24 protein-coding genes and 1 pseudogene are annotated in these 20,942 nt (G+C 65.5%); 13 read left to right on the top strand and 12 right to left on the bottom strand.

Translation table 11 applies throughout. The features are described from left to right. The 5 genes from ACWIQA_RS07350 to ACWIQA_RS07370 form a co-directional block, all read right to left on the bottom strand. The coding region (locus ACWIQA_RS07350; protein WP_448582420.1) for a glutamate--tRNA ligase family protein at nucleotides 1–381 on the bottom strand (381 nt) is incomplete at its 3' end. 49 nt (nucleotides 382–430) lie between these two features. Then, the gene (locus ACWIQA_RS07355; RefSeq protein WP_448582421.1) at nucleotides 431–841 is read right to left on the bottom strand and encodes a DUF6491 family protein; all 411 of its coding nucleotides are present in this window, start codon (nucleotides 839–841) and stop codon (nucleotides 431–433) included. Beyond that, the gene (gloB, locus tag ACWIQA_RS07360) at nucleotides 831–1,550 is read right to left on the bottom strand and encodes a hydroxyacylglutathione hydrolase (protein WP_448582422.1); all 720 of its coding nucleotides are present in this window, start codon (nucleotides 1,548–1,550) and stop codon (nucleotides 831–833) included. The genes ACWIQA_RS07355 and gloB overlap by 11 nt, the downstream gene beginning before the upstream one ends. Nucleotides 1,551–1,746: 196 nt before the next feature. Continuing rightward, nucleotides 1,747–2,163, bottom strand: a complete 417-nt coding sequence (locus tag ACWIQA_RS07365) for a VOC family protein (RefSeq protein WP_448582423.1) — start codon at nucleotides 2,161–2,163, stop codon at nucleotides 1,747–1,749. Beyond that, a complete protein-coding gene (locus tag ACWIQA_RS07370; RefSeq protein WP_448582424.1) occupies nucleotides 2,160–2,618 on the bottom strand; it encodes an acyl-CoA thioesterase in 459 nt (152 codons plus the stop codon). Before ACWIQA_RS07370 ends, ACWIQA_RS07365 begins: the two co-directional genes overlap by 4 nt. Before the next feature lie 54 nt (nucleotides 2,619–2,672). Here ACWIQA_RS07370 and ACWIQA_RS07375 point away from each other — a divergent pair, with 54 nt between their 5' ends. Then, nucleotides 2,673–2,795 carry a hypothetical protein gene (locus tag ACWIQA_RS07375; RefSeq protein WP_448582425.1) on the top strand — a complete coding sequence of 41 codons (123 nt, stop codon included), beginning with the start codon at nucleotides 2,673–2,675 and terminating at the stop codon, nucleotides 2,793–2,795. 46 nt (nucleotides 2,796–2,841) lie between these two features. Next, a complete protein-coding gene (locus tag ACWIQA_RS07380) occupies nucleotides 2,842–3,381 on the top strand; it encodes an SIMPL domain-containing protein (RefSeq protein ID WP_448582426.1) in 540 nt (179 codons plus the stop codon). Between the two features lie 7 nt (nucleotides 3,382–3,388). Here the strand turns inward: ACWIQA_RS07380 and ACWIQA_RS07385 are convergent, their stop codons facing one another. Next, a complete protein-coding gene (locus tag ACWIQA_RS07385; RefSeq protein ID WP_448582427.1) occupies nucleotides 3,389–3,580 on the bottom strand; it encodes a hypothetical protein in 192 nt (63 codons plus the stop codon). Nucleotides 3,581–3,651: 71 nt separating this feature from the next. Here ACWIQA_RS07385 and ACWIQA_RS07390 point away from each other — a divergent pair, with 71 nt between their 5' ends. The 6 genes from ACWIQA_RS07390 to ACWIQA_RS07415 all read left to right on the top strand — a co-directional run bounded on the left by ACWIQA_RS07390 (nucleotide 3,652) and on the right by ACWIQA_RS07415 (nucleotide 10,920). After that, complete coding sequence (locus ACWIQA_RS07390) at nucleotides 3,652–4,485, top strand: class I SAM-dependent methyltransferase (protein WP_448582428.1); 834 nt, start codon at nucleotides 3,652–3,654, stop codon at nucleotides 4,483–4,485. 90 nt (nucleotides 4,486–4,575) lie between these two features. Next, nucleotides 4,576–4,941, top strand: a complete 366-nt coding sequence (locus ACWIQA_RS07395; protein WP_448582429.1) for a hypothetical protein — start codon at nucleotides 4,576–4,578, stop codon at nucleotides 4,939–4,941. Nucleotides 4,942–5,176: 235 nt separating this feature from the next. Further along, nucleotides 5,177–8,092 carry a TonB-dependent receptor gene (locus tag ACWIQA_RS07400; RefSeq protein ID WP_448582430.1) on the top strand — a complete coding sequence of 972 codons (2,916 nt, stop codon included), beginning with the start codon at nucleotides 5,177–5,179 and terminating at the stop codon, nucleotides 8,090–8,092. A 102-nt stretch (nucleotides 8,093–8,194) separates the two neighbouring features. Then, complete coding sequence (locus ACWIQA_RS07405) at nucleotides 8,195–9,523, top strand: DEAD/DEAH box helicase (RefSeq protein WP_448582431.1); 1,329 nt, start codon at nucleotides 8,195–8,197, stop codon at nucleotides 9,521–9,523. A 73-nt stretch (nucleotides 9,524–9,596) separates the two neighbouring features. After that, on the top strand, nucleotides 9,597–10,397 hold the full coding sequence (locus ACWIQA_RS07410; protein WP_448582432.1) for an enoyl-CoA hydratase-related protein: 801 nt from the start codon (nucleotides 9,597–9,599) through the stop codon (nucleotides 10,395–10,397). Nucleotides 10,398–10,455: 58 nt separating this feature from the next. Then, entirely contained in the window at nucleotides 10,456–10,920 is a 465-nt protein-coding gene (locus ACWIQA_RS07415; RefSeq protein ID WP_448582433.1) for a flavin reductase family protein, read from the top strand. Nucleotides 10,921–11,017: 97 nt separating this feature from the next. Here ACWIQA_RS07415 and ACWIQA_RS07420 read toward each other — a convergent pair whose 3' ends face one another. From ACWIQA_RS07420 to ACWIQA_RS07435, 4 genes are all read right to left on the bottom strand, one after another. Then, a complete protein-coding gene (locus tag ACWIQA_RS07420; RefSeq protein WP_448582434.1) occupies nucleotides 11,018–11,923 on the bottom strand; it encodes a DMT family transporter in 906 nt (301 codons plus the stop codon). A gap of 6 nt (nucleotides 11,924–11,929) precedes the next feature. After that, the gene (locus ACWIQA_RS07425; RefSeq protein WP_448582435.1) at nucleotides 11,930–12,946 is read right to left on the bottom strand and encodes a threonine aldolase family protein; all 1,017 of its coding nucleotides are present in this window, start codon (nucleotides 12,944–12,946) and stop codon (nucleotides 11,930–11,932) included. 37 nt (nucleotides 12,947–12,983) lie between these two features. Continuing rightward, nucleotides 12,984–14,441 carry a replicative DNA helicase gene (locus ACWIQA_RS07430; protein ID WP_448582436.1) on the bottom strand — a complete coding sequence of 486 codons (1,458 nt, stop codon included), beginning with the start codon at nucleotides 14,439–14,441 and terminating at the stop codon, nucleotides 12,984–12,986. An 85-nt stretch (nucleotides 14,442–14,526) separates the two neighbouring features. Next, nucleotides 14,527–16,755: a S8 family serine peptidase gene (locus ACWIQA_RS07435; protein ID WP_448582437.1), complete on the bottom strand. Its 2,229-nt coding sequence runs from the start codon at nucleotides 16,753–16,755 to the stop codon at nucleotides 14,527–14,529. A 38-nt stretch (nucleotides 16,756–16,793) separates the two neighbouring features. On the opposite strand from ACWIQA_RS07435, the gene ACWIQA_RS07440 reads away from it, so the two are divergent. Both ACWIQA_RS07440 and dapD read left to right on the top strand, forming a co-directional pair. Next, nucleotides 16,794–17,498 (top strand): pyrimidine 5'-nucleotidase, encoded by a 705-nt coding sequence (locus ACWIQA_RS07440; RefSeq protein WP_448582438.1) that lies wholly within the window; start codon nucleotides 16,794–16,796, stop codon nucleotides 17,496–17,498. Beyond that, nucleotides 17,495–18,313, top strand: a complete 819-nt coding sequence (gene dapD, locus ACWIQA_RS07445; protein ID WP_448582439.1) for a 2,3,4,5-tetrahydropyridine-2,6-dicarboxylate N-succinyltransferase — start codon at nucleotides 17,495–17,497, stop codon at nucleotides 18,311–18,313. The genes ACWIQA_RS07440 and dapD overlap by 4 nt, the downstream gene beginning before the upstream one ends. A gap of 324 nt (nucleotides 18,314–18,637) precedes the next feature. On the opposite strand, the gene ACWIQA_RS07450 is transcribed toward dapD, so the two are convergent. Next, nucleotides 18,638–19,357, bottom strand: a complete 720-nt coding sequence (locus ACWIQA_RS07450) for a dienelactone hydrolase family protein (protein WP_448582440.1) — start codon at nucleotides 19,355–19,357, stop codon at nucleotides 18,638–18,640. Nucleotides 19,358–19,367: 10 nt separating this feature from the next. Beyond that, entirely contained in the window at nucleotides 19,368–19,850 is a 483-nt protein-coding gene (locus ACWIQA_RS07455) for a redoxin family protein (RefSeq protein ID WP_448582441.1), read from the bottom strand. Nucleotides 19,851–19,957: 107 nt separating this feature from the next. On the opposite strand from ACWIQA_RS07455, the gene ACWIQA_RS07460 reads away from it, so the two are divergent. From ACWIQA_RS07460 to ACWIQA_RS07470, 3 genes and pseudogenes are all read left to right on the top strand, one after another. Continuing rightward, nucleotides 19,958–20,518, top strand: coding sequence for a YqgE/AlgH family protein (locus ACWIQA_RS07460; protein ID WP_448582442.1), 561 nt, complete (start codon nucleotides 19,958–19,960; stop codon nucleotides 20,516–20,518). A gap of 131 nt (nucleotides 20,519–20,649) precedes the next feature. Further along, nucleotides 20,650–20,853: a 50S ribosomal protein L35 gene (gene rpmI / locus ACWIQA_RS07465; protein WP_448582443.1), complete on the top strand. Its 204-nt coding sequence runs from the start codon at nucleotides 20,650–20,652 to the stop codon at nucleotides 20,851–20,853. A 10-nt stretch (nucleotides 20,854–20,863) separates the two neighbouring features. Then, nucleotides 20,864–20,942 (top strand): annotated as a pseudogene (locus ACWIQA_RS07470) (50S ribosomal protein L20); the annotation flags it as partial.

The raw sequence follows: 20,942 nt of genomic DNA on the forward strand, positions 1-20,942 counted from the left end.
ATCATAGACCGGCGGCTTGCCGCGGGCGAGGAGGACCTTGCGCTTCAAGTCCAGTTCCTCGGGGGTCTCGTAGGCCGGGTAGGCGTGGCCGGCGGCGGCGAGTTGCTCCAGCACTTCGGCGTAGCGGTCGAGCCGGTCGGACTGGCGGGTCTCGCCGTCCGGGGTCATGCCGAGCCAGGAGAGATCGTCGCGGATCGACTGCGCGAATTCCTCAGTCGAGCGGGTGATGTCGGTGTCGTCGAGGCGAAGCAGGAAGCGGCCGCCGAGCTTTTTCGCCGTGAGCCAGTTCAAAAGCGCGGTGCGGACATTGCCGACATGGAGCCGGCCGGTGGGCGAGGGCGCGAAGCGGGTGACGACGGCGGAGGTGGACGGAGCGTTCATCGGCCCGGGTGGAAGGCGCACCCGGCACTGCTGTCAAGCCGGCGGCAGACTAGCGCGAGGCAAGAGGGCCATTGTCGACGGGCTGGAAGGCCCCCATGGTGCACAGGCCATAGCTGATCCGGCTGACGGCATCGATGACGTCGAACGGATCGCCCTGGCAGGTCTGGCCGGTGGGCGCGCGCCAGACGATGATCCGGTTGTCGCCGATCCCGGTGCAGCTTTCGGGGAGCGTCACGCGGAACCAGCGCGAGGCGCTTTCGCGTATAAGGAGGGTGCGGTCGTCCACCATCCGGGTTTCCTGGATGTTGCGCTGGAGCATGCAGCGCCGGGGCTCGCCGATCGTGGGCAGGGCGGCGACTCGTGCGGATTCGGCGGCGCGTTCGGCTGCCCGGTCGCGCGAGAGGGCGGGCGTGGCGAGCAGGAATGCCGCAAGCGCAGCGATGACGAGGTCAGAAGACATCCTTCGCTCTCCTCCGTTCTGCGAGCTCGGCAGCATCACGGGCGCGGACGAACGGGTTGGTCGCAAGTTCGTCGGCGAGCGTGAAGGGGACCGTGGGCTCGTCTCTCGCACGGGCGGCCTGAACGGCGGCAAAACGGGCTTGGAGCGCGGCATTGTCAGGCTCGACGGTGACAGCAAAGCGGGCGTTCGAAAGCGTATATTCATGCGCGCAATAGACGCGGGTTTCTGCCGGCAGCGCCTTCAGTTGCGCGAGCGCCCTGAACATGTCGTCTGCTGTCCCTTCGAACAGGCGACCGCAGCCCATGGCAAAGAGCGTGTCCCCACAGAAGAGGGCGTTGGCGGTGGGGAAGTGGAAGGCGATGTGGCCGGCGGTATGGGCGCCGACAAAGAGGACATGGCCCTCGTGGGCGCCCAGCGTGACGGTATCGCCATGGTCTACCGTCCGGTCGATCCCGGGGATTTTCGCTGCCTCGCGCGCCGGGCCGATGATGGTGCAGCCGGTGGCGGCCTTGAGCCCCATGTTCCCGCCGACATGGTCGGGGTGCCAGTGGGTGTTGAGGATGTGGGTGATGGCGAGCTGGGCGGCCGCGGCGGCCTCGAGCACCGGGTCGGCGACGGCAGGGTCGATGGCAGCGCAGCGGCCCTCGGCGAAGGCGAAGAGCCAGACATAATTGTCGGCGAGGACGGGAACGCGGATGACGGTTGCCATGCAGCGTTCCTGCCCGAGAGACCGACCCCGGGCAAGCGCGGCTGGGGAAACGGCTTTTGCGACTCGCCCATCGTTCTTGCGGCATGGCAACCAGACGCATCCTTGAGTGACGGCTTGCAGTCGCTCGGAACCGACCTCAGACGCCAGCGCCTGGCAAGGCGGGCTATGGCCTTCGTGCGGACGACGGTTTCGGCTGTTACCAGGTCCCGATATTGGGCGCGGATGCCCAGGGTTCGCGGGGGGGAAGGCTGCCCGACTTTTGAAGCAGTTCGATCGAAATGCCGTCTGGCGACTTGACGAATGCCATGCGGCCGTCTCGCGGGGGGCGGTTGATCGTCACTCCATTGGCGGCGAGCCGGTCGCACACGTCATAGATATCATCGACGGCATAGGCGATATGGCCGAAGTTACGGCCGCCAGTGTAGCCGGCCTCGTCCCAATTGTGGGTGAGCTCGATCTGCGCCTCCTCGTTGCCGGGGGCAGCGAGGAAAATGAGGGTAAAGCGCCCGGCCTCGTTGTCATAGCGGCGCAATTCCCGAAGACCGAGCAGCTCGAAGAAGCGGATGGTGGCAGCCGGATCGGAGACCCGGAGCATGGTGTGGAGATATTTCATGGCTGACTCCTGAGCTTGCGGCTCTCGAACGCCTCGAAGGCGGCGAGGATCCAGTCAGGCACGGGCGTTGCTTTGCCGCGGGCTTCGGCGACATGGACCTGGACCTGATGGATACGGGCGCGCAGATCATCAGCGCCTTCGCCGTTGTTGAGGCCGTGCAGCTCACAGGCGAATTCGGCCGAAGTGCGGCCGACCCGCGTGCAGGCGACACAGATGTCGACTTCCTCGTCAAGCAGCATGGGGGCCTTGTAGTCCACTTCGGCGCGGACGACGTGGAATTCCGCCGCACCGCCAGCAATTGTGGTCCTGCCAAAAATTCCAGCCGCACGCCAATATTCAACGACTCCGACATCGGCCCATTCAAGGAAGCGGGCGAAGTAGACGACCGCTTGGGCATCGACCTCGGAATAGCGGACGCGGCGGCGAAAGGCGAATCGGAAATCGGCGCGCGGCATGTCCTTGTCTTAGCGATGGGGGCGGGGCAGGGCGAGCAGCCGCGAGGGCGTGGGATGGCGATGACCAACGGCAAGGGCAGCTGGATTGCGGGCGGGCGAGTGGCGTTCGGGCTGGCGGCTGCTGGCCTGTTCATTGGGATTGGTCTTGCCAAGATGCGCGGCCGGCAGCCAGCGTGACGGTGCGTGAGGTCGCCGAGCGCGATGTCGTCGCCGATCTTGCGACTTGGACGCTTGCGACCCAGTCGGGACCGATCTTGCAAGCGTGCAAGCCCGCGCAGACCGGGACGCTGAGACGGTCCGGACGTTCCTTGGCCGCCAGGGCTTCACGCCGACCGAGATCGCCGTGCGCGGTTTGGGCGTGAGCCAGTGGTATGACAGCCAGCGTGGCAGCATGAACATCACGATCCGCCAGCGCTTCCAGGCCCGGACCACCGATGTTGCCAAGATGGAGCGGCCCTTTGCTGCCCAGGCCGAGATGATCCGCGCTGGCGTTGCGCTCGATGGCAACGGCGGCGGGCTGCCCTACAGCTTCACCAGGCGCAACGACGTGAAACCAGCCATGATTGCCGAGGCAACCAAGGCGGCGCGCGAGGCCGCCGACCAGTTTGCTGCCGGTTCGGGGACGTCTGTGGGCGGGATCCGGACGGCGACGCAGGGCCTCTTCACCATCACCGGGCGCGACGGCGACCCGGGGCCGGGGACCGACACGCCCAACCAGAAGGTGCGCGTCGTGACGACGGTCGAGTTCCGGCTCGACGACTAGCCGCCGGTCAGCTGCTGGCGAGGCCGGCGAGCAGGCGGGCAAGTGCGAGGAGGAAGACGAGGCCGCTTGCGATCATCAGATAGTCCCAGGGGATGTGGGCGAGCGGGCCGATGGTGCGGCGGCGGTCGGCCATAGCGCAGCCAAGCGTTGCCGCTGCAGCAAGGCCGGTGATGGCAGCAAGCAGCGGATCGACTGCCATGACGGCTTCAGGGGTTGGAGCAGGCGCAAGGTGCGCCTAAGTGGCGCGTGTTCTGCCAAGGGGAGACAGCCATGAACCGCGCCTTTCTCGTTGCTGCTGCGCTTCTCGTGCCTGCCGCTGTTGCTGCGCCCGCGCAAGCGGCACGCGCAAGCGAAACGGACGCAGCTGCCGCACTCGATGCCGCGATTGCCGGGCCGTGGCGCTCCGAGGCCAACCGCGCCCGCGATCGCTATCGGCACCCTAAGGAGACTTTGCTGTTCTTTGGCTTCCGGCCCGACATGACGGTCATCGAGATCGCGCCCGGCGGCGGCTGGTACACCGAGATTCTCGCCCCGGCGCTTAAGGGCCGCGGCCAGTATATCGCCGCCCACAACAATCCGGCGGTCTCGCCAGCAGCTGCCAAGGCGCGGGCCGACTTCCTCCAGAGGTTTCGTGACCGGGAAGTTTATGGCCAAGTCAATGTTGTCAATTTCGGCCGCGGGATCATGAGCTCCATGGCGGCACCCAACAGCGTCGACCTCATTGTCACCTTCCGTTCGATCCACGGCTTCATAGGCAACAATGTGGCAGATGAGGCCTTCCGTGCCTTCTACACGGTTCTGAAGCCCGGCGGCCGGCTCGGAATCGAGCAGCACCGCCAGCGCGAGGATCGGCCCAACCTGCCAGGTGCGAACCAGGGGGGCTATGTGAAAGAGAGCCAGGTCATCGCACTTGCCGAGGCGGCCGGCTTCCGGCTGGTGGGCCGCTCTGAGATCAATGCCAACCCCAGGGATACGGCCGACTGGCCAGACGGCGTGTGGACCCTGCCGCCCACTCTGGCCCTTGGGGACAAGGACCGGGCCAAATATGAGGCGATCGGCGAAAGTGACAGGATGACGCTCGTCTTCGAGAAGCCGGGTCGCTAGGCTCGGCCTCAGGTTCAGTCGCAATTCAACCGCCGGGGCTGAGGTGCGAGGATGGTTGCACACGGTTTCCTGCTTGCATTGCGGCCGGGGTTGGCAGCTCTCGCCCTTTCCGGGCTGCCGGCGACAGCGCAAGTGCGGGTGCCAGTTGAGCCGTTGGAGCCGGGCGAGACGACGGAATGGATTGCGGGCCCGGCTCGCAAGCGGGCCTGTATCGATGCGACAGCAATTGCAGGTGCCGTGGTTGTTGACCCGAAGACGCTGGAGCTTGCTGATCGGGCGGGGCAGCGCTTCCGGCTGATCTTCGACCGGCCCTGCCCGCATCTCGGCTTCTATGGCGGCTTCTACTATGTGCCGGACAAAAGGGGGCAGCTGTGTGCCTCGCGTGACCAGCTGCTGGGGCGCAGCGGTGCAGCTTGCCCAATTGCTGCGGTCTCCGAGATGCGCCGGCGGCGCTGACCTGACGGGGCCTGTGGCCCGCAGGCCACAGCCGACATCCCGTTGTATGTCCTAGGCGCAGTGCGCATGCCTCCGCGCTGGACAAGTCGCAAGCTCGCTGTTTGGGTTCAATCATGCCCTGGGGAGGGATGCGGGTTTCTCGGCGCCTGAGATTGGGGACAGGCGTCAAGTCGTCTGGCCTTGCCTTCCCCGGTGCCCCGGCTTCATGGCTGGGTCCGAGGTGAGGGAGAGCAAGATGAGGGAATGCATCAGAGCGCGGACGGACGCGAAGACGAGCTTTGCGGGCGGAACGGCGCGGTGGCTGTCGGGCTCCGCGCTGGTGCTCGCCGCCGCCGCCGGGCAGGCGCAAGTGGCAGATACTGGCGGGATTGCCGAGATCATCGTGACTGCGCAGCGGCAGGCGCAGAGCCTGCAGGACGTGCCGATCGCAATTACCGCCTTCTCAAGCGACGCCATCGAGCGCCAGCAGATCAACAACACGTCCGATCTCCAGCTCGCGCTTCCCAATGTCAGCTTTACCAAGGGCAATTTCACTGGCTCCAATTTCACCATTCGCGGCGTTGGCGACGCCGCGGTGGCAGCTTCGGGCGACACCTCGCTCGGCATCCATGTGAACGACCAGCCGCTTTCGACGACTCGCCTGTTTGAGACGGACTATTTCGATCTCGAGCGGATCGAAGTGCTGCGCGGGCCCCAGGGCACGCTGTTTGGCCGCAACGCGACATCAGGTGTGCTCAACTTTATTACGGCGCGGCCCGATCTTGATGCCCTCGCTGCTCGCGGCCTCATCGAATATGGCAATTATGACTCCCTCCGGCTCGAGGGCATGGTCAACCTGCCTGTGACCAAGACCATCGGGTTGAGGTTCGCTGGCACCTATCTTAAGCGCGACGGCTTTACCGAGAACCTCTACACTGGAAACCGTATCGACGGGCGCGACCAATGGGCTGCGCGGGGCACGCTCAGGTGGCAGCCGAGCGACCAGACTGTGGTTGATATCATCGGCTATGTCTTCCGCGAGGACAGCAATCGCTCGCGGATCCAGAAACAGCTTTGCAACCGTGACCCGACCGGGGTGCTCGGCTGCCTTCCCGACCGGCTCGACTTCGGAACACTCAACGGCAACGCAACTCTCGGCGGCACCATAACCAGCCGCGAATTCTATGGGGCTATCTCGGGCGGCGCCCTGGCGCCCTTCGGCATTGGCAGCATCTACGGGCGGGATGCCTATTCACTTGCGGTCAACCCGCGGAACCTGCGCCAGGTCGCGATCGACTATGAGCCGACCTACCGCTCGGAAGAAACGCTCATCCAGTTCAAGGGCCAGCAAGACCTGGGCGACAACTTCACCCTCAATGTCACTGGCGGGTGGCAGGAAACCGGTGTGCGGTCGCGCACAGACTATAATCTCGCAGTGGGCGACCCGCTCAACTTCGGCCCGGGCGGCGGTATCTTCAACTTGCGCAACACGCCCTTCTTCGCGGCCGGCGCAGCGCGACTGTTCCAGGGCAACGCCATCTGCGTCTCGGCGCCAAGCCGCCGCTATGTCGGCTTCATCAACAATGAGATCGAGCGCTGCGCTGGAATTGACACCAACTTTGACGAAAGCGGTGTGGAAAGTCAAGGCTGGTCAGTCGAGGCGCACATTGACTCCAAGTTCGATGGCCGGTTCAACTTCCTTCTTGGTGCCATCTATCTGAGGGGTAAGGTCACGAATAGTGACTATTTTGTAAACTCTGCAAGCCTTGACTATGGTTCTGTTGTGCTCGGATTTGCGAATGGCGGGCCACTTTCTGGTCTTGCCTCGCCATTCTTCAATTCGGAGACGGATCTTTACAGGCTCAAGAGCTACGGCATCTTCGGTGAAGTCTATTTTGATCTGACCGAAAACCTGCGCTTCACCGGTGGGGTACGCTACTCGAACGATGACAAGTTCGTCCGCGACCGCCAATTCCTGTTCAACTTGCCAGTGCCCTATGGCACGGCGGACTTCACGCAGACCGCGATTTTCAAGACGGCCTATGATGCCGACCCGTCGCGGCCGGGTGCACAGCCGTTCCGCGAGGCCTCAACCAAGTTCGACGCGGTCACAGGCCGGGCAGTCATCGATTGGCGGCCGGACACCAGCTGGAGTGAGGACACGCTCATCTATTTCAGCTATTCACGCGGTTACAAGTCGGGCGGGATCAACCCACCGTTTGACCCAACATTGTTCACGGCACCGGCAATCTATCAACCGGAGTTCATCAATGCCTTCGAGGTTGGCACCAAGAACACCTTCTTGAATGGCCAGCTGAGAGCCAACCTCACTGGCTTCTACTATGACTACAAGGGATTGCAGCTGTCACGGATCATCAATCGCACCAGCTTCAACGACAATACGGACGCGACAATCTACGGGCTTGAGGGCGAGTTCGTCGTGGCGCCCACGCCGCGTTGGTTGTTCAACATCAGTGCCTCCCTGCTCCACACCAAGGTGAAGGAACTGGCGCTGATCGACGTGCGCGATCCTTCAGGTGGAGTGAATGACGCAGTCATCATCAAGGATCTTGCAGGCGGTGCCAATTGCGTCTTCCGCGTTCCTGGCAACCCGACGCTCGCCAACGCCTTCGTTGCCGGTTTCAATGCTGCGGTTGGATTGCGCCCGCCAGTGCCGGTGCCGGCGACCAACACGACAGGGGCATTCTCGCTCTGCAATGCGCTTCGGGATGCAGCGCTCGGCGCCGGGATCCCGGTGGTGGTGGAAGGCAACAATCGCACGCTTCCGGCAGGCGTTCCAGTCAATCTCGACGGCAATGAGCTTCCCAACGCGCCTTCGTTCAAGATTGCGCTTGGTGGCCAGTATACGCTGCCGCTCGGGAGCAGCGGGTGGAGTGCGACGCTTCGCGCCGATTATTCGCTGACGGATGAGTTCTACTCGCGCACCTTCAACCGGCCCATTGACCGGGTGCCGTCCTACCAGATCGTGAACGCGCAGTTGCAGGTGAATGCGCCGGACAATCGCTGGTTCATCCGCGGGTTCATCCAGAATGCGCTCAACAGTGATGCAATTACCGGGCAATATATTACGGATCCATCGTCTGGTCTGTTCACAAACATCTTCACGCTTGAGCCTCGGCGCTACGGGATTGCCGCTGGACTGAGCTTCTAGCCTTATTGGGGCGGCGGCGGGCCGGGCAGCTTCTGCCCGGCCTTTCGCTTGGCCGCTGGTCGGAATATAGGCAGCGCAAGGATATGCCAGAGGCGCTGCCCCGTGCCCTTTTCTGACCTCCATCTCTCCGACCGGCTGCTCGAGGCCGTGGCTCTCGCCGGCTATTGCGAGCCGACCGCAATCCAGGCCGCTGCCATCCCCTCCATCCTGATGGGCCGTGACGTCATCGGCGTGGCCCAGACCGGAACCGGCAAGACGGCGAGCTTCGTGTTGCCGATGATCGACATCCTGGCTGAAGGCCGGGCCCGGGCGCGGATGCCGCGCAGCCTCATTCTTGAGCCCACGCGCGAGCTTGCTGCCCAGGTGGCCGAGAATTTCGCGAAATATGGGCGAAACCACAAGCTCTCGATGGCGCTTCTCATTGGCGGGGTTGCCTTCGGTGACCAGGACCGGGCGCTTGAGAAAGGAGTGGACGTGCTGATCGCAACGCCCGGCCGGCTGCTTGACCAGCACCAGCGGGGCAAGGTGCTGCTCTCGGGCGTGGACGTGCTGGTCATCGACGAAGCTGACCGGATGCTCGACATGGGCTTCATCCCGGACGTCGAGCGGATCTGCGCGCTCTTGAAGCCGGAGCGACAGACGCTGCTGTTCTCGGCAACCATGCCGGCGCCGGTTAAGAAGCTTGCCGACCGCTTCATGTCGAACCCGCGGCTGGTCGAAGTCGCGCGGCCAGCGACGGCGAATGCCGACATTAGCCAAAGGCTGCTCGAACTGGACGCGCGCGACAAGCGCAGCACCTTGAAAATGCTGTTGCGTGATCCGGAAGTCCAGACCGCCATTGTCTTCTGCAACCGCAAGTCGACCGTCAGAGAGCTGGCTGGCGAGCTCAAGCGAGCGCGGTTTCGGGCCGGGCAAATCCATGGCGACATGGAGCAGGCGGACCGGATCCGCGAGCTCGACCGGTTCAAGGCTGGCGAGATCAACGTGCTGGTTGCCTCCGACGTTGCTGCGCGCGGGCTCGATATCAAGGGAGTCTCCCATGTGTTCAACTTCGACGTGCCGTGGCATCCGGATGACTATATTCACCGGATCGGCCGCACTGGCCGGGCGGGTGCGACTGGCACCTCGATTACGCTTGCCACTCCGGAAGATGCCGAAGCAGTGGCAGCGATTGAGAAGCTGACTGGGGCAACCATTCCGCGGCTGGACGAGGCCCATGCGGCGGAGGCTCCCTCAACTGGAGCAGCAGCGCGCCGGAAAAGGGCTGCCGACAGTCGCAAAACAGCGCTGGAACGGCGGACGCCGGGCCGGTACCGGGCGCCTGAGCCAGCGCGTGCTGCCAGCCAAGACCGGGCCGATGGGGAAGATGACATGCCTTGCGGCTTTGGTGCGGAAGTGCCGGCCTTCCTTCAAGTTTCGGCGCGGCGCTGAGGCTGCCGCTTTTGCCGGGTGAAGCAAGCGCCAGCCACGCCTAAGCCGGTGCCGGGCCGCATGAGGAGGGGCAATGGACTTCGAGCATATCCACTGGAGCGAAGCCGAGGGTGTTGCGACTCTCACCATCAACCGGCCGGAGCGGCTGAATGCGCTCCACACGGGCGTGATTGCCGAGATGATCCGCGCCGTCGACCAGATCCGGGACGGCACATCGTCTGCACGCTGTCTGCTGCTGACGGGTGCAGGCCGCGGCTTCTCTTCGGGGGCTGACCTCTCCGGTGGCGGCGCGGGTGGCGGGCGGGGAAGCGGCCCGGTCGATGCCGGCGCCGTGCTCGAGACCCATTTCAATGTGCTCCTCGAGCGGCTGTTCGCACTTCCCGTGCCGTTGGTGACGGCTGTCAACGGCGCGGCGGCAGGCGCTGGCTGCTCCTATGCGCTTGCCGGCGACATCATTGTGGCAGCGAGGTCCGCCTATTTCTTGCAAGCCTTTGTCAACATCGGTCTCGTGCCCGATGTGGGCTCGACCTGGATGCTGCCGCGCATGGTGGGCCGCGTCCGAGCGACCAGGATGATGATGCTGGGGGAGCGGATTCCCGCCGAGCAGGCGTTCGACTGGGGCCTGGTCTCTGAGGTTGTCGACGATGCCGACCTGATGCCGCGCGCGACCGAAATTGCGCAGAAGCTCGCCAGGGGCCCGACGAAGGCGCTAACTCTCATCCGCACCGGAATTCGCGACTGCCTGGATAAGACGCTGACCGAAGCGCTGATGGTGGAGCGGCGGAACCAGCTCATCGCCGGCCGCACGGCCGATTTCGCCGAAGGGGTGATGGCCTTCCTCCAGAAACGTCCGGCGAATTTTGAAGGAAAATAGCCTTCGGCTCCGCAGGCCGTCCCTTGCGTTTCCAGAAGGCCGCGGCTTGAAGGCCGGGATGGCGGATCATCGGGCACTTCGGGATGCCTTCGGCTGTTTTGCAACGGGAGTCACCATCGTGACGGCAACGGATGCGCGGGGCCGGCGGGTGGGGTTTACGGCCAACAGCTTTGCCTCCGTCAGTCTGGAGCCGCCGATGCTTCTGGTCTGTCCGGCAGCAGGAGCTTCCAGTCTTGAGGCCATACGCGAGAGCGGGCGGTTCGGAGTCTCGGTCTTGGCAGCTGACCAGCGGATGCTTGCCGAGCGGTTTGCAAAGCGCGGCGTGGACCGCTTTGCTGAAGGCGCGTGGGTGGAGGCAGAGTCGGGAGTGCCGTTGCTCGAGGGCGCAGCGGCCAATTTTGCCTGTGCGCTTGCCCATGATGTGCCGGCGGGGGATCATGTGGTGCTGATCGGTCTTATTGAGAGCTTCCGCGCTGCGCCCGAGCGGCCGCCGCTCACCTATCTCAGGGGTCGCTACGGCTGATACCAGGGCGCGGTGACGATGACTTATCGTCACCCTTGCGTTCGGCCTATCGGCCGGTGCGCTGGGAGCGCTTGCACGTCCCGCGGATCGCTTCCGGTCACCTGGAGGCGGCATGAGGCCGTGGCGGCGGGCTCCTGAGCGCGATGATGAGGCCGGCAAGTGCCAGCACTGCGCCGGCCGCGGCGAGCAGAGTCCAACGATAGCCTTCAAGTGCGGTGGAGATCGCCATGGCAAGGATGGGGATGGGAACACCAGTCCAGGCGGCTTCCGCCGGGCCGATGCGGCGGATGAGGTCGAAATAGAGGGCAAAGGCAAGCGCGCTGGCAGCGACTGCCAGGAAGAGGAGCCCGGCTGTGTAGCTCGGCCTCGAGTCCCAAGCCGGAGGGCCGACAGCGACGAGCGCCCAGAGGGCGTTGAGGGCAGCGCCGATCAGCATTGCCCAGCCGAGGCCTGCGAGGGCGGGAAAGCGGGCAGCCGCCGGGCTTGCCTGCATGACATTGGCAATCGAAGCCGAAATGATGGCGGCAGTGACGAGGGCAAGGCCGCGGACGGTCTCGTCGCGGTTGTCGGGGAGCGCGAGCTGCTGGCCAAAGAGGAGACCCACTCCAACCACACCGAGGGCAGCGCCCGCAAGGAAGTGGCGGGTGAGGCGGCGGCCGAGGAAGAGGCGGGCGAGGATTGCGTTAGGGACCATCAGGAGAGCGAAGGCGACGGCAGGGATGCCAGACGGGATGTAGAGCTCGGAGCGGTAGACGAAATTGAAGTTGAGCACGAACTGCATGAGGCCGAGAGCCGTGAGGAAGGGCAGGGCTGAGGCGGGAACGGCGATCGGCATTCCCCGGATCCGGCACCAGGCAAGAAGCGCAGCGCCGCCGATTGCGAACCGATAGGCGACCGACCAGGTGACGGGGACGGATGCGAGCTGGTCCTTGATGACGAACCAGGTCGTGCCCCAGATGAGGACGACAGCCAGGAACTGGATGGCGGAGCGGCGGTCGGGCACGCTGGTCTAGCTGAGTGCGGCAAGTCGGGACGCAAGTGCGTCAACCGCGGCTGTGTCTTGATCCCAGCGGACGACGAGGCGGGCAGCGTCGGGTCCGGCGAGCTCCCAGTCATAGAAGCCGAAACCCTCTTTCCTGAGCGCGGCCTTCTCAGCTGGCGTCAAGCGGAGGAACAGGCTGTTGGCCTCGACTGGCCAGAGCAAGCGCGGCCCCGCTGCAGCAGCGAGCCGGTCGGCGAGCGCATTGGCGCGCGCAGCGTTTTGAAGCCAAGTGCCGCCCTCGATCAGTGCGAGCAGCTGGGCAGCAGCGAAGCGCCCCTTCGACGGCATCATCCCGGCCCGCTTGCGGCGCACGGGAAGGGTCTTGGCGAGTTCGGGCGTGAAGCAGAGAATGGCATCGCTCGTCATCCCGCCGTTCTTGATGCAGCCGAAGCTCAGAATGTCGACGCCTGCGCGCCAGCTTAGCTCGGCAGGCGTGCAGCCGAGGCGAGCGACGGCGTTGGCAAAGCGGGCGCCATCCATGTGGACGCGCAGACCGCGTGCTTTCGCAAAAGCGGCAAGGGCTGCCACTTCAGCAGGAGTGTAGACGGTGCCACACTCGGTTGCGTTGGTAAGTGTGAGGGCGGCGGGCTGGACCTGGTGAACATCGCCCCGGCGGCGCGCAAATCTGGCCTCAAGCGCTTCGACCGTGAGCTTGCCGGCTTCGCCCTCGACAAGAAGGTGGGAGGCGCCGTGAGTGAAGAAAGGGACAGCGCCTGCCTCATCGACTTCGATATGGGCTTCCACATGGGCGAGGATCCCGCCCCAGGGTGGCACCATGGCAGCAAGGGCGAGGGCGTTTGCAGCAGTGCCCGAGGGAACAGGGAAGACCCGGACTGGGGCTTCGAACAGGGTTGAGAAGGCGGAATCGAGGCGGCTGGACCAGGGGTCGGAATCATAGGCGTCAGGTAAGGGGCCGGCGGCTTCGGCGACTGCGGCAAGGACGGCCGGATGCACGCCGGCGGCGTTGTCAGAATGGAAGTCCATGGACAGGCGGTTAGCAGCCGCGACAGCGAAGGGAAGCTCAGCCTTCCTCCGCAGCATCGCCGAAGCTTGCGAACTCGCTCATGAAGACCATGTCGATAATCCGCGTCGCGCCATGGCGATTCTTGCCGACGATAACCTCGGCGAGGCCGCGCAGCCGATACTCCTCATCCTGCCATTTGCGGAAATCGTCGGAAGCCGGGTCGGACGGGCGCTTCTGGGCGTGATAATATTCCTCGCGGAACACGAACAGGACGATATCGGCATCTTGTTCGATGGTGCCGGATTCGCGCAAGTCGGCGAGCTGGGGGCGCTTGTCAGGCCGGACCTCGACCTGGCGCGACAGCTGGGAGAGCGCGAGCACTGGCACATCGAGCTCCTTGGCGAGCGTCTTGAGGCCCCGGGTGATCTCGCTGATCTCCTGCACCCGGCTGCCGTCGGCCTGTCGCGAAGTGCCTTGCAGGAGCTGGAGGTAGTCGACGACGACAAGGCCGATCCCGCGCTGGCGCTTCAGCCGGCGGGCGCGCGTGCGCAAGCCTGCGACTGTCAGCGCTGGCGTGTCGTCAATGAGGAGGGGGAGGTGCTGAAGCTCGTCGGCGGCACGGGCGAGACGGTTGAACTCGTCTTGGCTGATCTCCCCCTTGCGCAACCGCTCGCTGTTGAGCTGGGAGCGCTGGGCAAGGATGCGGGCGGCGAGCTGGTCAGCCGACATCTCCAGGCTGAAGAAGGCAACAGGCGCGCCAGTGCCGGTATCCCGGCCTTCGTCGCGGTCGAGCGCATGGCGCCAGGCGGCATTGAAGGCGATGTTGGTTGCAAGCGCCGTCTTGCCCATTGCTGGGCGGCCGGCAAGAACGATCAAATCGGAGCGCTGGAGCCCGCCGAGGGCGCGGTTGAGCCCAGTGAAGCCCGTCGTGATACCGGAGATGCTGCCGCCTGACCGTTTGGCCCGATCGATCATCCGGACGGCCTTCTCGGCGGCAGCGTGGAACGGCTGGGCACCGCCTGAGACGTCGCCGGTGTCGGCAATCCGGAACAGGGCGTGCTCTGCCTCCTCGATCTGCTGGCGCGGTTCCACACCTGCAGACGTATCGGCGGCGCGAGTGACGAGCTCGGTGCCGAGCCGGATGAGGGCGCGCAACAGGGCCAGATCGTGGATCTGGCGAGCGCAGTCTCGCGCCACGAGAAGGACGGCGGGGTCTTCGGTCAGCCCAGTGAGGTAGGCCTGGCCGCCGAGCTCGGCGAGCGTTGGGTCACTTGCAAACAGGGGCTTGAGAGTGACCGGGCTTGCCAGCATGTTCTGGTCGAACAGGCGACGGATCTGGGTGAAGATCCGGCCGTGGAGCGGCTCGGCAAAGTGGGGCTCATCGAGCGGGACGCCGAGCTCTTCCAGAAGCCGGTTCTCGATCAACAGTGCGCCAAGGAGCGCCTTCTCGGCCTCGACATTGACGGGGAGTGGAGGCTCTTTTGCCTCTTCGAGGGGACGGAGGACCGTTGCCATGCCAACCCCTTGCGCAGGGGGTTTGCGCGCGCAAGCCGGGATCAGCTGTTTTCAGATTTTCGCTGTGGACGAGCCGGTGGAAAGCTCAGAAGGCGAGGCGGAAGCGGATCGCACCGCCATGGTCGGCAACACCATCGACATGGCCTGCATGACGGCGATGGTAAAGCGAGAGCATGACCGGGCCGAGAGCATAGCCGCCTTCCACAAGCGATTCGCGCCTGGTGACTTCGGCCGGTACCAGGCGAATTTCTCCAGGTGCAGCAGCAAACCGGAAGGCGCCGCCTGCAAGCGCTTGCGGAGCAGCAGCAATCAGGTGGAGCTGACCTGGGCCGAGCGGGGCGGCAAGTTCGGCCGACCAGGCCGTCGATTGAACGCCGTCGGCAGCGATGAGGAGGCCGCGCTCGGCAAGGCGGGGCGTGTGCCAGCCGCGGCTGATGGCAAGGCGCAGCTCAACCGGGCCGAAGCCAAACGGTGCCAGAGCAAGATCGAGGGCGCCGCCAAGGCTCCGGCTCTTGCTGCCCTCGAGCCCGAAGGCTGGACCCAAGCGCGTGCCAAGGAGGCCATCGCGCTCCTCGTCCTGTGCAAGCTGGAGGGTAAGGCCAAAGGCGCTGGCGCGGGTGGCGAGCGCAAGGGTGTTGACATGGGCTTCGCCTGCCGGACCGACGGGACGGCCGGGGACGGTCCGGGCCAGCCCGGTGCGGGTGTGGGCGAGAGCAAACGTGAGGCGGCCCAGCTCAATCTGTGCTGCCAGCCGGCCCTGGATGGCGCCTGGCATTGGGGCAAGGGCGTCGGGTGCGACAAGGCCTCGGCGGCCGATCTCGCCAGGCAGGGGCGGAGCAACGGTGCCAGTTCCAGCAGCTAGCCGAAACGAGCCGGAGGCGAGTGCGACACTGCCGTCAGCGAGACGGGAGGTCAGGGCAGAAAAGGGGCCGAGCCCCCGCTGCGCAAGACCAAGAGCAACATCGGGATCGGCGCCGGTAGGCAGGCCTGGAAGCTGCGCTCGACGCGCGCCTGCAAGCGTGAGCCTGAGTGCACCCGACGGGATTGTGAGCGCAGCGGCTGTGACCGGGGGCGCAAGGAGAGCAGCGGCAAGGCGAGCCGGCGAGGCGGGGCGCAGTGTCGTCCCGATGGCAAGCGTGTAGGGGCGGCCGTAGGCATCCTCGATGGCGACCTGCCCGAGCGATGTGCCGAAGGACGGGCCCATGGCTGGCCCGAGGCTGCCATTCATCGTCAGCGAGACCGGAGTCTTCGCGCCAGCAAGCCTTGTGGTGCCCTGGGGCTGGAAGGCGCGGCCGATGTTGAGGAGGCCGCGGCCGGTAACGGGGTCGGCTCCGGGCGCGCCCCGGTCATCGGCCGTCATCAGGAGGAGTTCGACAATCTGTGCGCCCGAGAGGTTGGGGAAAGCACCGGCGAGGAGGGCGGCGGCACCGGCGACGACCGGGGCAGCGAGCGATGTGCCGGAGTAGAGGAATTCGGTGCCATTGTGGTCGAAGCTCCGGACCGAGACTCCGGGCGCCAACAGATAGTTGGCAGCGGCCGATCCGGCCCGATTGGAGAAGCTGGCGATCTCGCCGGTGGTGGTGGCGGCCCCGACGACGATGACGAGCGCCGGGTTGGCCGCTGCAAGTGCCGAACGGGGCAGGGGGTCGATCTCGGCGGCGGAATCATTGCCAGCGCCAATGACGAGGATTGTGCCAGCGCTCGTCGCCCGGGCCCAGGCGCTGCGGACTGCCGATGAGCCCGACGAGCCGCCGAGCGAGATGTTGAGCACACGGGCGCCGGCATCGACGACGGCGTTGATTCCAGCTGCGAGCGCGGCATCGGTGAAGCCGCACCCAGGTTCGGTCGCGCAGCTGCCGGCGCGGTCGCCGCGCATCATGGCGATCGTGGCCCGGGGGGCGATGCCGACGATCGAGCGATCGTTTCTTGCTGCAGCAAGAATGCCGGCGACTGCCGTGCCGTGGCCGTCCTCATCGCGGATGGAGCGCCCAGCGCCAGTCACGTCGCGGCTCTGGGGGGCGATCCGGCCAGCGAACTCCGGACTGTCGACGGCGATGCCGGTGTCGACCAGGCCGACCGTGATGCCCTGGCCCTCGTGACCGGCGGCCCAGACCGGGAGGACATTGGCGCCGGTTGCTGTCGCCGTGCGGCGATATTCGGGCGTGTCGAAAACAGAAGCCGGCGTGGGTGTTGGTGGAGGCGGCGGGGGCAGGACCCCCGGGGTTGTGGGTGCAGGCGCTGAGCCCGAGGAGGCGCAGGCCGAAAGCGCAGCACCGGCGAGAAGCACAAGGAAGAGCGGGCGCGAGGGCATCATGGCTTCACTCCATCGCCAGTGCCTGCCAAAGGGCTCATATGCACGGTCCGCTTGCGAAGAGCCCGCCGCCCCGCCCAACCGGCGCGGCAGAGCTGGCCCATGTGGAGAGCTGGCTCTTCGACATGGACAACACCCTCTACCCCGCTTCCGTCAACCTCTTCGCCCAGATCGACCGCAGGATGGAAGCCTATGTGGGCCGCCTGCTCGGGATTGACCGGGAGGCAGCACGAGTGGTGCAGAAGCGCTATTTCCACGAGCATGGAACGACACTGAGAGGGCTCATGTTAAGTCACGGTGTTGATCCGCAGGATTTTCTTGGCTTTGTCCATGACATCGATTTCTCCGTGCTGGTGCCAGACCCGGGGCTTAGGGCCTCGTTGCTGGCGCTTCCCGGCCGGCGGTTCGTCTTCACCAACGGCGACCTTCCCTATGCCGAGCGCGTGCTTGCAGCACTCGGGATCCTCGATTGCTTCGACGCCATCCACGACATCGAGGCGATGGGCTTTCACCCCAAACCCGACGATCGTGCATATGATGGCATCATCGCGCGGTTCGGGCTCAATCCGGAGCGCACCCTCTTTGCTGAGGACATGGCGCATAATCTGATGCCAGCCAAGGCCCGCGGCATGACGACGCTTTGGGTCAACAACGGTTCGGAACGCGGCGCGCATGGCCATTCGCCCGCCTTCATCGACCATGAGACTGCGGATCTCGGCGACTTCCTCGGGAGCCTCTTTTCATGAGTGCGGAGCTCGAGGCCGCGATCGCAGCGGCATGGGAGGCTCGCGCCGAACTGACTCCGGCGACGCATGGACCCCTGCGCGAGGCTGTCGAGGCCGTGCTCGATGGTCTCGACAGTGGGGCGCTTCGGGTGGCGGAGCCTAGCACCAGTGGCTGGGTGGTCCATGAATGGATCAAGAAGGCGGTACTGCTGTCGTTCCGGCTGGAGGCAAACACTGTTGTGCCGGGCGGTGTGGCACCGGCTTTCGACAAGGTGGCCTTGAAGACCGTCGGGTGGGACGCCGCCCGGTTTGCGGCCGCCGGGTTCCGGATGGTGCCGGGTGCGGTCGTGCGCCGCGGGGCGTTCGTGGCACCGGGCGCGGTGCTCATGCCCTGTTTCATCAATGTGGGCGCACGGGTGGGGGAAGGCACGATGGTGGACACTTGGTCAACAGTTGGCAGCTGTGCCCAAGTGGGAGCCCATTGCCACATCTCGGGCGGAGTCGGGATTGGCGGCGTGCTCGAGCCGCTGCAGGCAGCCCCGGTTATCATTGAGGACGGCGTGTTCCTTGGCGCGCGGTCCGAAGTGGCCGAAGGTGTCATCGTACGCGAAGGTGCGGTGATCTCGATGGGCGTGTTTCTTGGCGCCTCGACGCGCATTGTCGATCGGGCAACCGGCGAAGTGACCCGGGGTGAAGTCCCCCCCTATTCCGTGGTGGTTCCAGGCACGCTGCCAGACCCGGGTGGCGGCCCCTCCCTTGCCTGCGCTGTCATCGTCAAGCGCGTCGACGCGCAGACGCGCAGCAAGACGGCAATCAACGAGCTGCTGCGGGACTGACGCCGGAGTTGTGGCCGCGGCCGGAGCCGAACTCCCGCGCCCGGGCCCGAGCGCTGGGCCTGGCGCAGAACTTGGCGCAGGGCAGGTTGGGCCGGCAGCAAGGAGCGCGTTTGGCCGTGGCTTCGCATCGCTCAAGCCCTCGCCTTGTCAATGCTGCGGCAAGGCCGCCGGCCGCGCGTCAAGGGGAGGAGCGAGGGTCTGGCCGCTTCCGGGCCTCCCCCGCTTGCCTTGCGTTTGGCAGCGCAGTCGAACATGGCGCTTCTCGCGCAGACGAAGGGCCTCTCAAGAGCCCGCGGGGCAAGGCAGCGCTCTGCCCCGCTTTCCTCAAGCGAAGACTTCGTGGGCGAAGAAGTCCTGCATCGCCCGCCAGGAGCGCACGTCTGTCTGCTGGTGGTAGATGATACCCGGCATCAGCTCGCCCTTCGCTTCCGGATTGGTGAAGCTGTGCATGGCGCCTGTGTAGGCGATGGTCTGGCAGTCCGCGCCGGCTGCTGCCATTTCGGCAAGGAAGCCGTTGAGCTGCGCATGCGGGACCAGCGGGTCCTCGGCGCCGTGGCATACCAGGATTTTCGCACGGACCTGCCCGGCCTCTGCCTTCATCGGCGTATCCAGTGCGCCATGGAAGGAGACGACGCCGAGGACGTCCGGGTTGCCGGACCGCGCCAGTTCAAGGACGGTCGAGCCGCCGAAGCAGTAGCCGATGGCCGCAACCCGGCCGTCGCACGCGGCATGGGACTTGAGCGCGGCAACCGCTGCACCGGCGCGGGTGCGGAGCGCGGCGCGGTCGGCGAGCCATTTGCCGATGATTTCGAAAGCCTCGGGCGGGTCTTTTGGAATATATCGCCCGCCGAAGATATCGGCGGCGAGCGCCACATAGCCGAGCTCGGCCAGCATCTTGACCCGCCGCTGCACTTGCGCGCCGAGGCCCCAAGCCTCGTGGACAGCGACGACTCCGGGGAAGGGGCCGGCACCCTCGGGCAAGGCAAGGACACCAAGGCAGGCGGTTTCGCCATCCTGGTAGGAAAGGTCGGTCACGGTCACCATCCTATGCTCCCTAAAGCTGGCCGATCAGATATTCGGCAGACGAGACCTTGAAGGCACCGGGTTCCTCGATGTTGAGCTCAGTCACAATTCCATCCTTGGCAAGGAGCGAGAAGCGCTGGGCTCTCAGCCCCATGCCAAAGCGCGTCGCATCCATGGTAAGGCCAAGCGCGTTCGCAAATTCGCCGTTGCCGTCGGCAAGCATGGTCACCTTGCCGTCGGCGCCAGCAGCCTTGCCCCAAGCGCCCATTACGAAGACGTCATTGACCGAAATGCAGACGATCTCGTCGACGCCCTTGGCCTTGAGCTCGTCAGCCTTCTCGATGAAGCCTGGCAGGTGCTTGGCCGAGCAAGTTGGCGTGTAGGCGCCAGGCACGGCAAAGAGCGCGACGGTGCGCCCGGCAAAAAGGGCGTCGGTCTCGACCGGCTGCGGCCCAGCATCGGTCATCTTCATGAGTGTGGCGCTGGGGATACGGTCCCCCTTCTGGATGGTCATTGGCGAATCTCCTCATGCTCCGTCTGACCTTTGGCCGTGCTTCCTATGCCTGCACAAGCGGCGGTGTGCTACTGTTCACGCAGGCGGTCTCCGCCTAGGGTGAAGCGATGTCCGACCCGCCCTATCTTGCCGGCCAGTTCCTGCTCGCCATGCCCGGAATCGGGGATCCCCGCTTCGAGCGCTCGGTGATTGCGATGTGTGCGCACGATGCCGGAGGCGCCTTCGGGTTGTGCCTGCATGCCGAGCTCGATGAGATCTCGGTGCATGAACTGATGGCACAGCTGGACATTGCGCCAGGCGCAGCCCCCGATGCGCCCATCCTTGCTGGCGGGCCAGTCGAGCCGCAGCGCGGGTTCATTCTCCATACGCCCGACTATGCCGGGCAGGACACATGTTTTGTTGCCGGGCGCTGGGCAGTCACCAGCACCCGCGACGTGCTCACCGCCATTGCCGATGGCAAGGGGCCTCGGCAGTGGGTGGCAGCTCTCGGCTACGCCGGCTGGGGCGAGGGTCAGCTCGAAGACGAGATGCGCCGGCATGGCTGGTTCAGCTGCCCCGGCTCGCTCGCGATCATCTTCGAGACTCCCGCCGCCCTGCGCTGGGCGCGGGCCTTCCGCGAGGCGGGCGTTGATCCGTCGATGCTGGTGGCTGGCGCCGGCCGAGCCTGACGGCGCCGAGCTCGCCCTTGCGTTGGGCAGTGGTTCCCGATATGGCGCGCCGCCTCAAGAAAGGGTCGCCCGGCCAACCTGGGGCTGCCGCGGCGACTGGCAAAGAGCCCTTCGCGGCCAAGGAGACGAAAATGCCCAAGCTGAAGACCAAAAGCGGGGTCAAGAAGCGATTCAAGATCACCGCGACCGGCAAGGTGAAGCATGGGGTTGCCGGCAAGCGGCACCGGCTGATCAGCCACAAAGGCAAATATATCCGCCAGAACCGCGGCACTGCGCTGCTGTCGGAGGCGGACACGCCCACAGTCAAGCTGTGGGCCCCTTACGGCCTCAAGTAGGAGAGCGACCATGGCACGAGTGAAACGCGGGGTGACCGCGCGCGCGCGCCACAAGCGCGTTCTCGAACAGGCCAAGGGCTATTATGGCC

The organism is Thermaurantiacus sp. (genome assembly GCF_053487655.1).

Bases quoted from the DNA above. Each gene is read 5' to 3' on its own strand.
- ACWIQA_RS07435 (WP_448582437.1), bottom strand. From the start codon at position 16,755: ATGATGCCCTCGCGCCCGCTCTTCCTTGTGCTTCTCGCCGGTGCTGCG.
- ACWIQA_RS07385 (WP_448582427.1), bottom strand. From the start codon at position 3,580: ATGGCAGTCGATCCGCTGCTTGCTGCCATCACCGGCCTTGCTGCAGCG.
- dapD (WP_448582439.1), top strand. From the start codon at position 17,495: ATGAGTGCGGAGCTCGAGGCCGCGATCGCAGCGGCATGGGAGGCTCGC.
- ACWIQA_RS07355 (WP_448582421.1), bottom strand. From the start codon at position 841: ATGTCTTCTGACCTCGTCATCGCTGCGCTTGCGGCATTCCTGCTCGCC.
- ACWIQA_RS07440 (WP_448582438.1), top strand. From the start codon at position 16,794: ATGCACGGTCCGCTTGCGAAGAGCCCGCCGCCCCGCCCAACCGGCGCG.
- ACWIQA_RS07460 (WP_448582442.1), top strand. From the start codon at position 19,958: ATGTCCGACCCGCCCTATCTTGCCGGCCAGTTCCTGCTCGCCATGCCC.
- ACWIQA_RS07455 (WP_448582441.1), bottom strand. From the start codon at position 19,850: ATGACCATCCAGAAGGGGGACCGTATCCCCAGCGCCACACTCATGAAG.
- ACWIQA_RS07400 (WP_448582430.1), top strand. From the start codon at position 5,177: ATGAGGGAATGCATCAGAGCGCGGACGGACGCGAAGACGAGCTTTGCG.
- gloB (WP_448582422.1), bottom strand. From the start codon at position 1,550: ATGGCAACCGTCATCCGCGTTCCCGTCCTCGCCGACAATTATGTCTGG.
- ACWIQA_RS07410 (WP_448582432.1), top strand. From the start codon at position 9,597: ATGGACTTCGAGCATATCCACTGGAGCGAAGCCGAGGGTGTTGCGACT.
- ACWIQA_RS07450 (WP_448582440.1), bottom strand. From the start codon at position 19,357: ATGGTGACCGTGACCGACCTTTCCTACCAGGATGGCGAAACCGCCTGC.
- rpmI (WP_448582443.1), top strand. From the start codon at position 20,650: ATGCCCAAGCTGAAGACCAAAAGCGGGGTCAAGAAGCGATTCAAGATC.
- ACWIQA_RS07425 (WP_448582435.1), bottom strand. From the start codon at position 12,946: ATGGACTTCCATTCTGACAACGCCGCCGGCGTGCATCCGGCCGTCCTT.
- ACWIQA_RS07375 (WP_448582425.1), top strand. From the start codon at position 2,673: ATGGCGATGACCAACGGCAAGGGCAGCTGGATTGCGGGCGGGCGAGTG.
- ACWIQA_RS07430 (WP_448582436.1), bottom strand. From the start codon at position 14,441: ATGGCAACGGTCCTCCGTCCCCTCGAAGAGGCAAAAGAGCCTCCACTC.
- ACWIQA_RS07365 (WP_448582423.1), bottom strand. From the start codon at position 2,163: ATGAAATATCTCCACACCATGCTCCGGGTCTCCGATCCGGCTGCCACC.
- ACWIQA_RS07415 (WP_448582433.1), top strand. From the start codon at position 10,456: ATGGCGGATCATCGGGCACTTCGGGATGCCTTCGGCTGTTTTGCAACG.
- ACWIQA_RS07370 (WP_448582424.1), bottom strand. From the start codon at position 2,618: ATGCCGCGCGCCGATTTCCGATTCGCCTTTCGCCGCCGCGTCCGCTAT.
- ACWIQA_RS07390 (WP_448582428.1), top strand. From the start codon at position 3,652: ATGAACCGCGCCTTTCTCGTTGCTGCTGCGCTTCTCGTGCCTGCCGCT.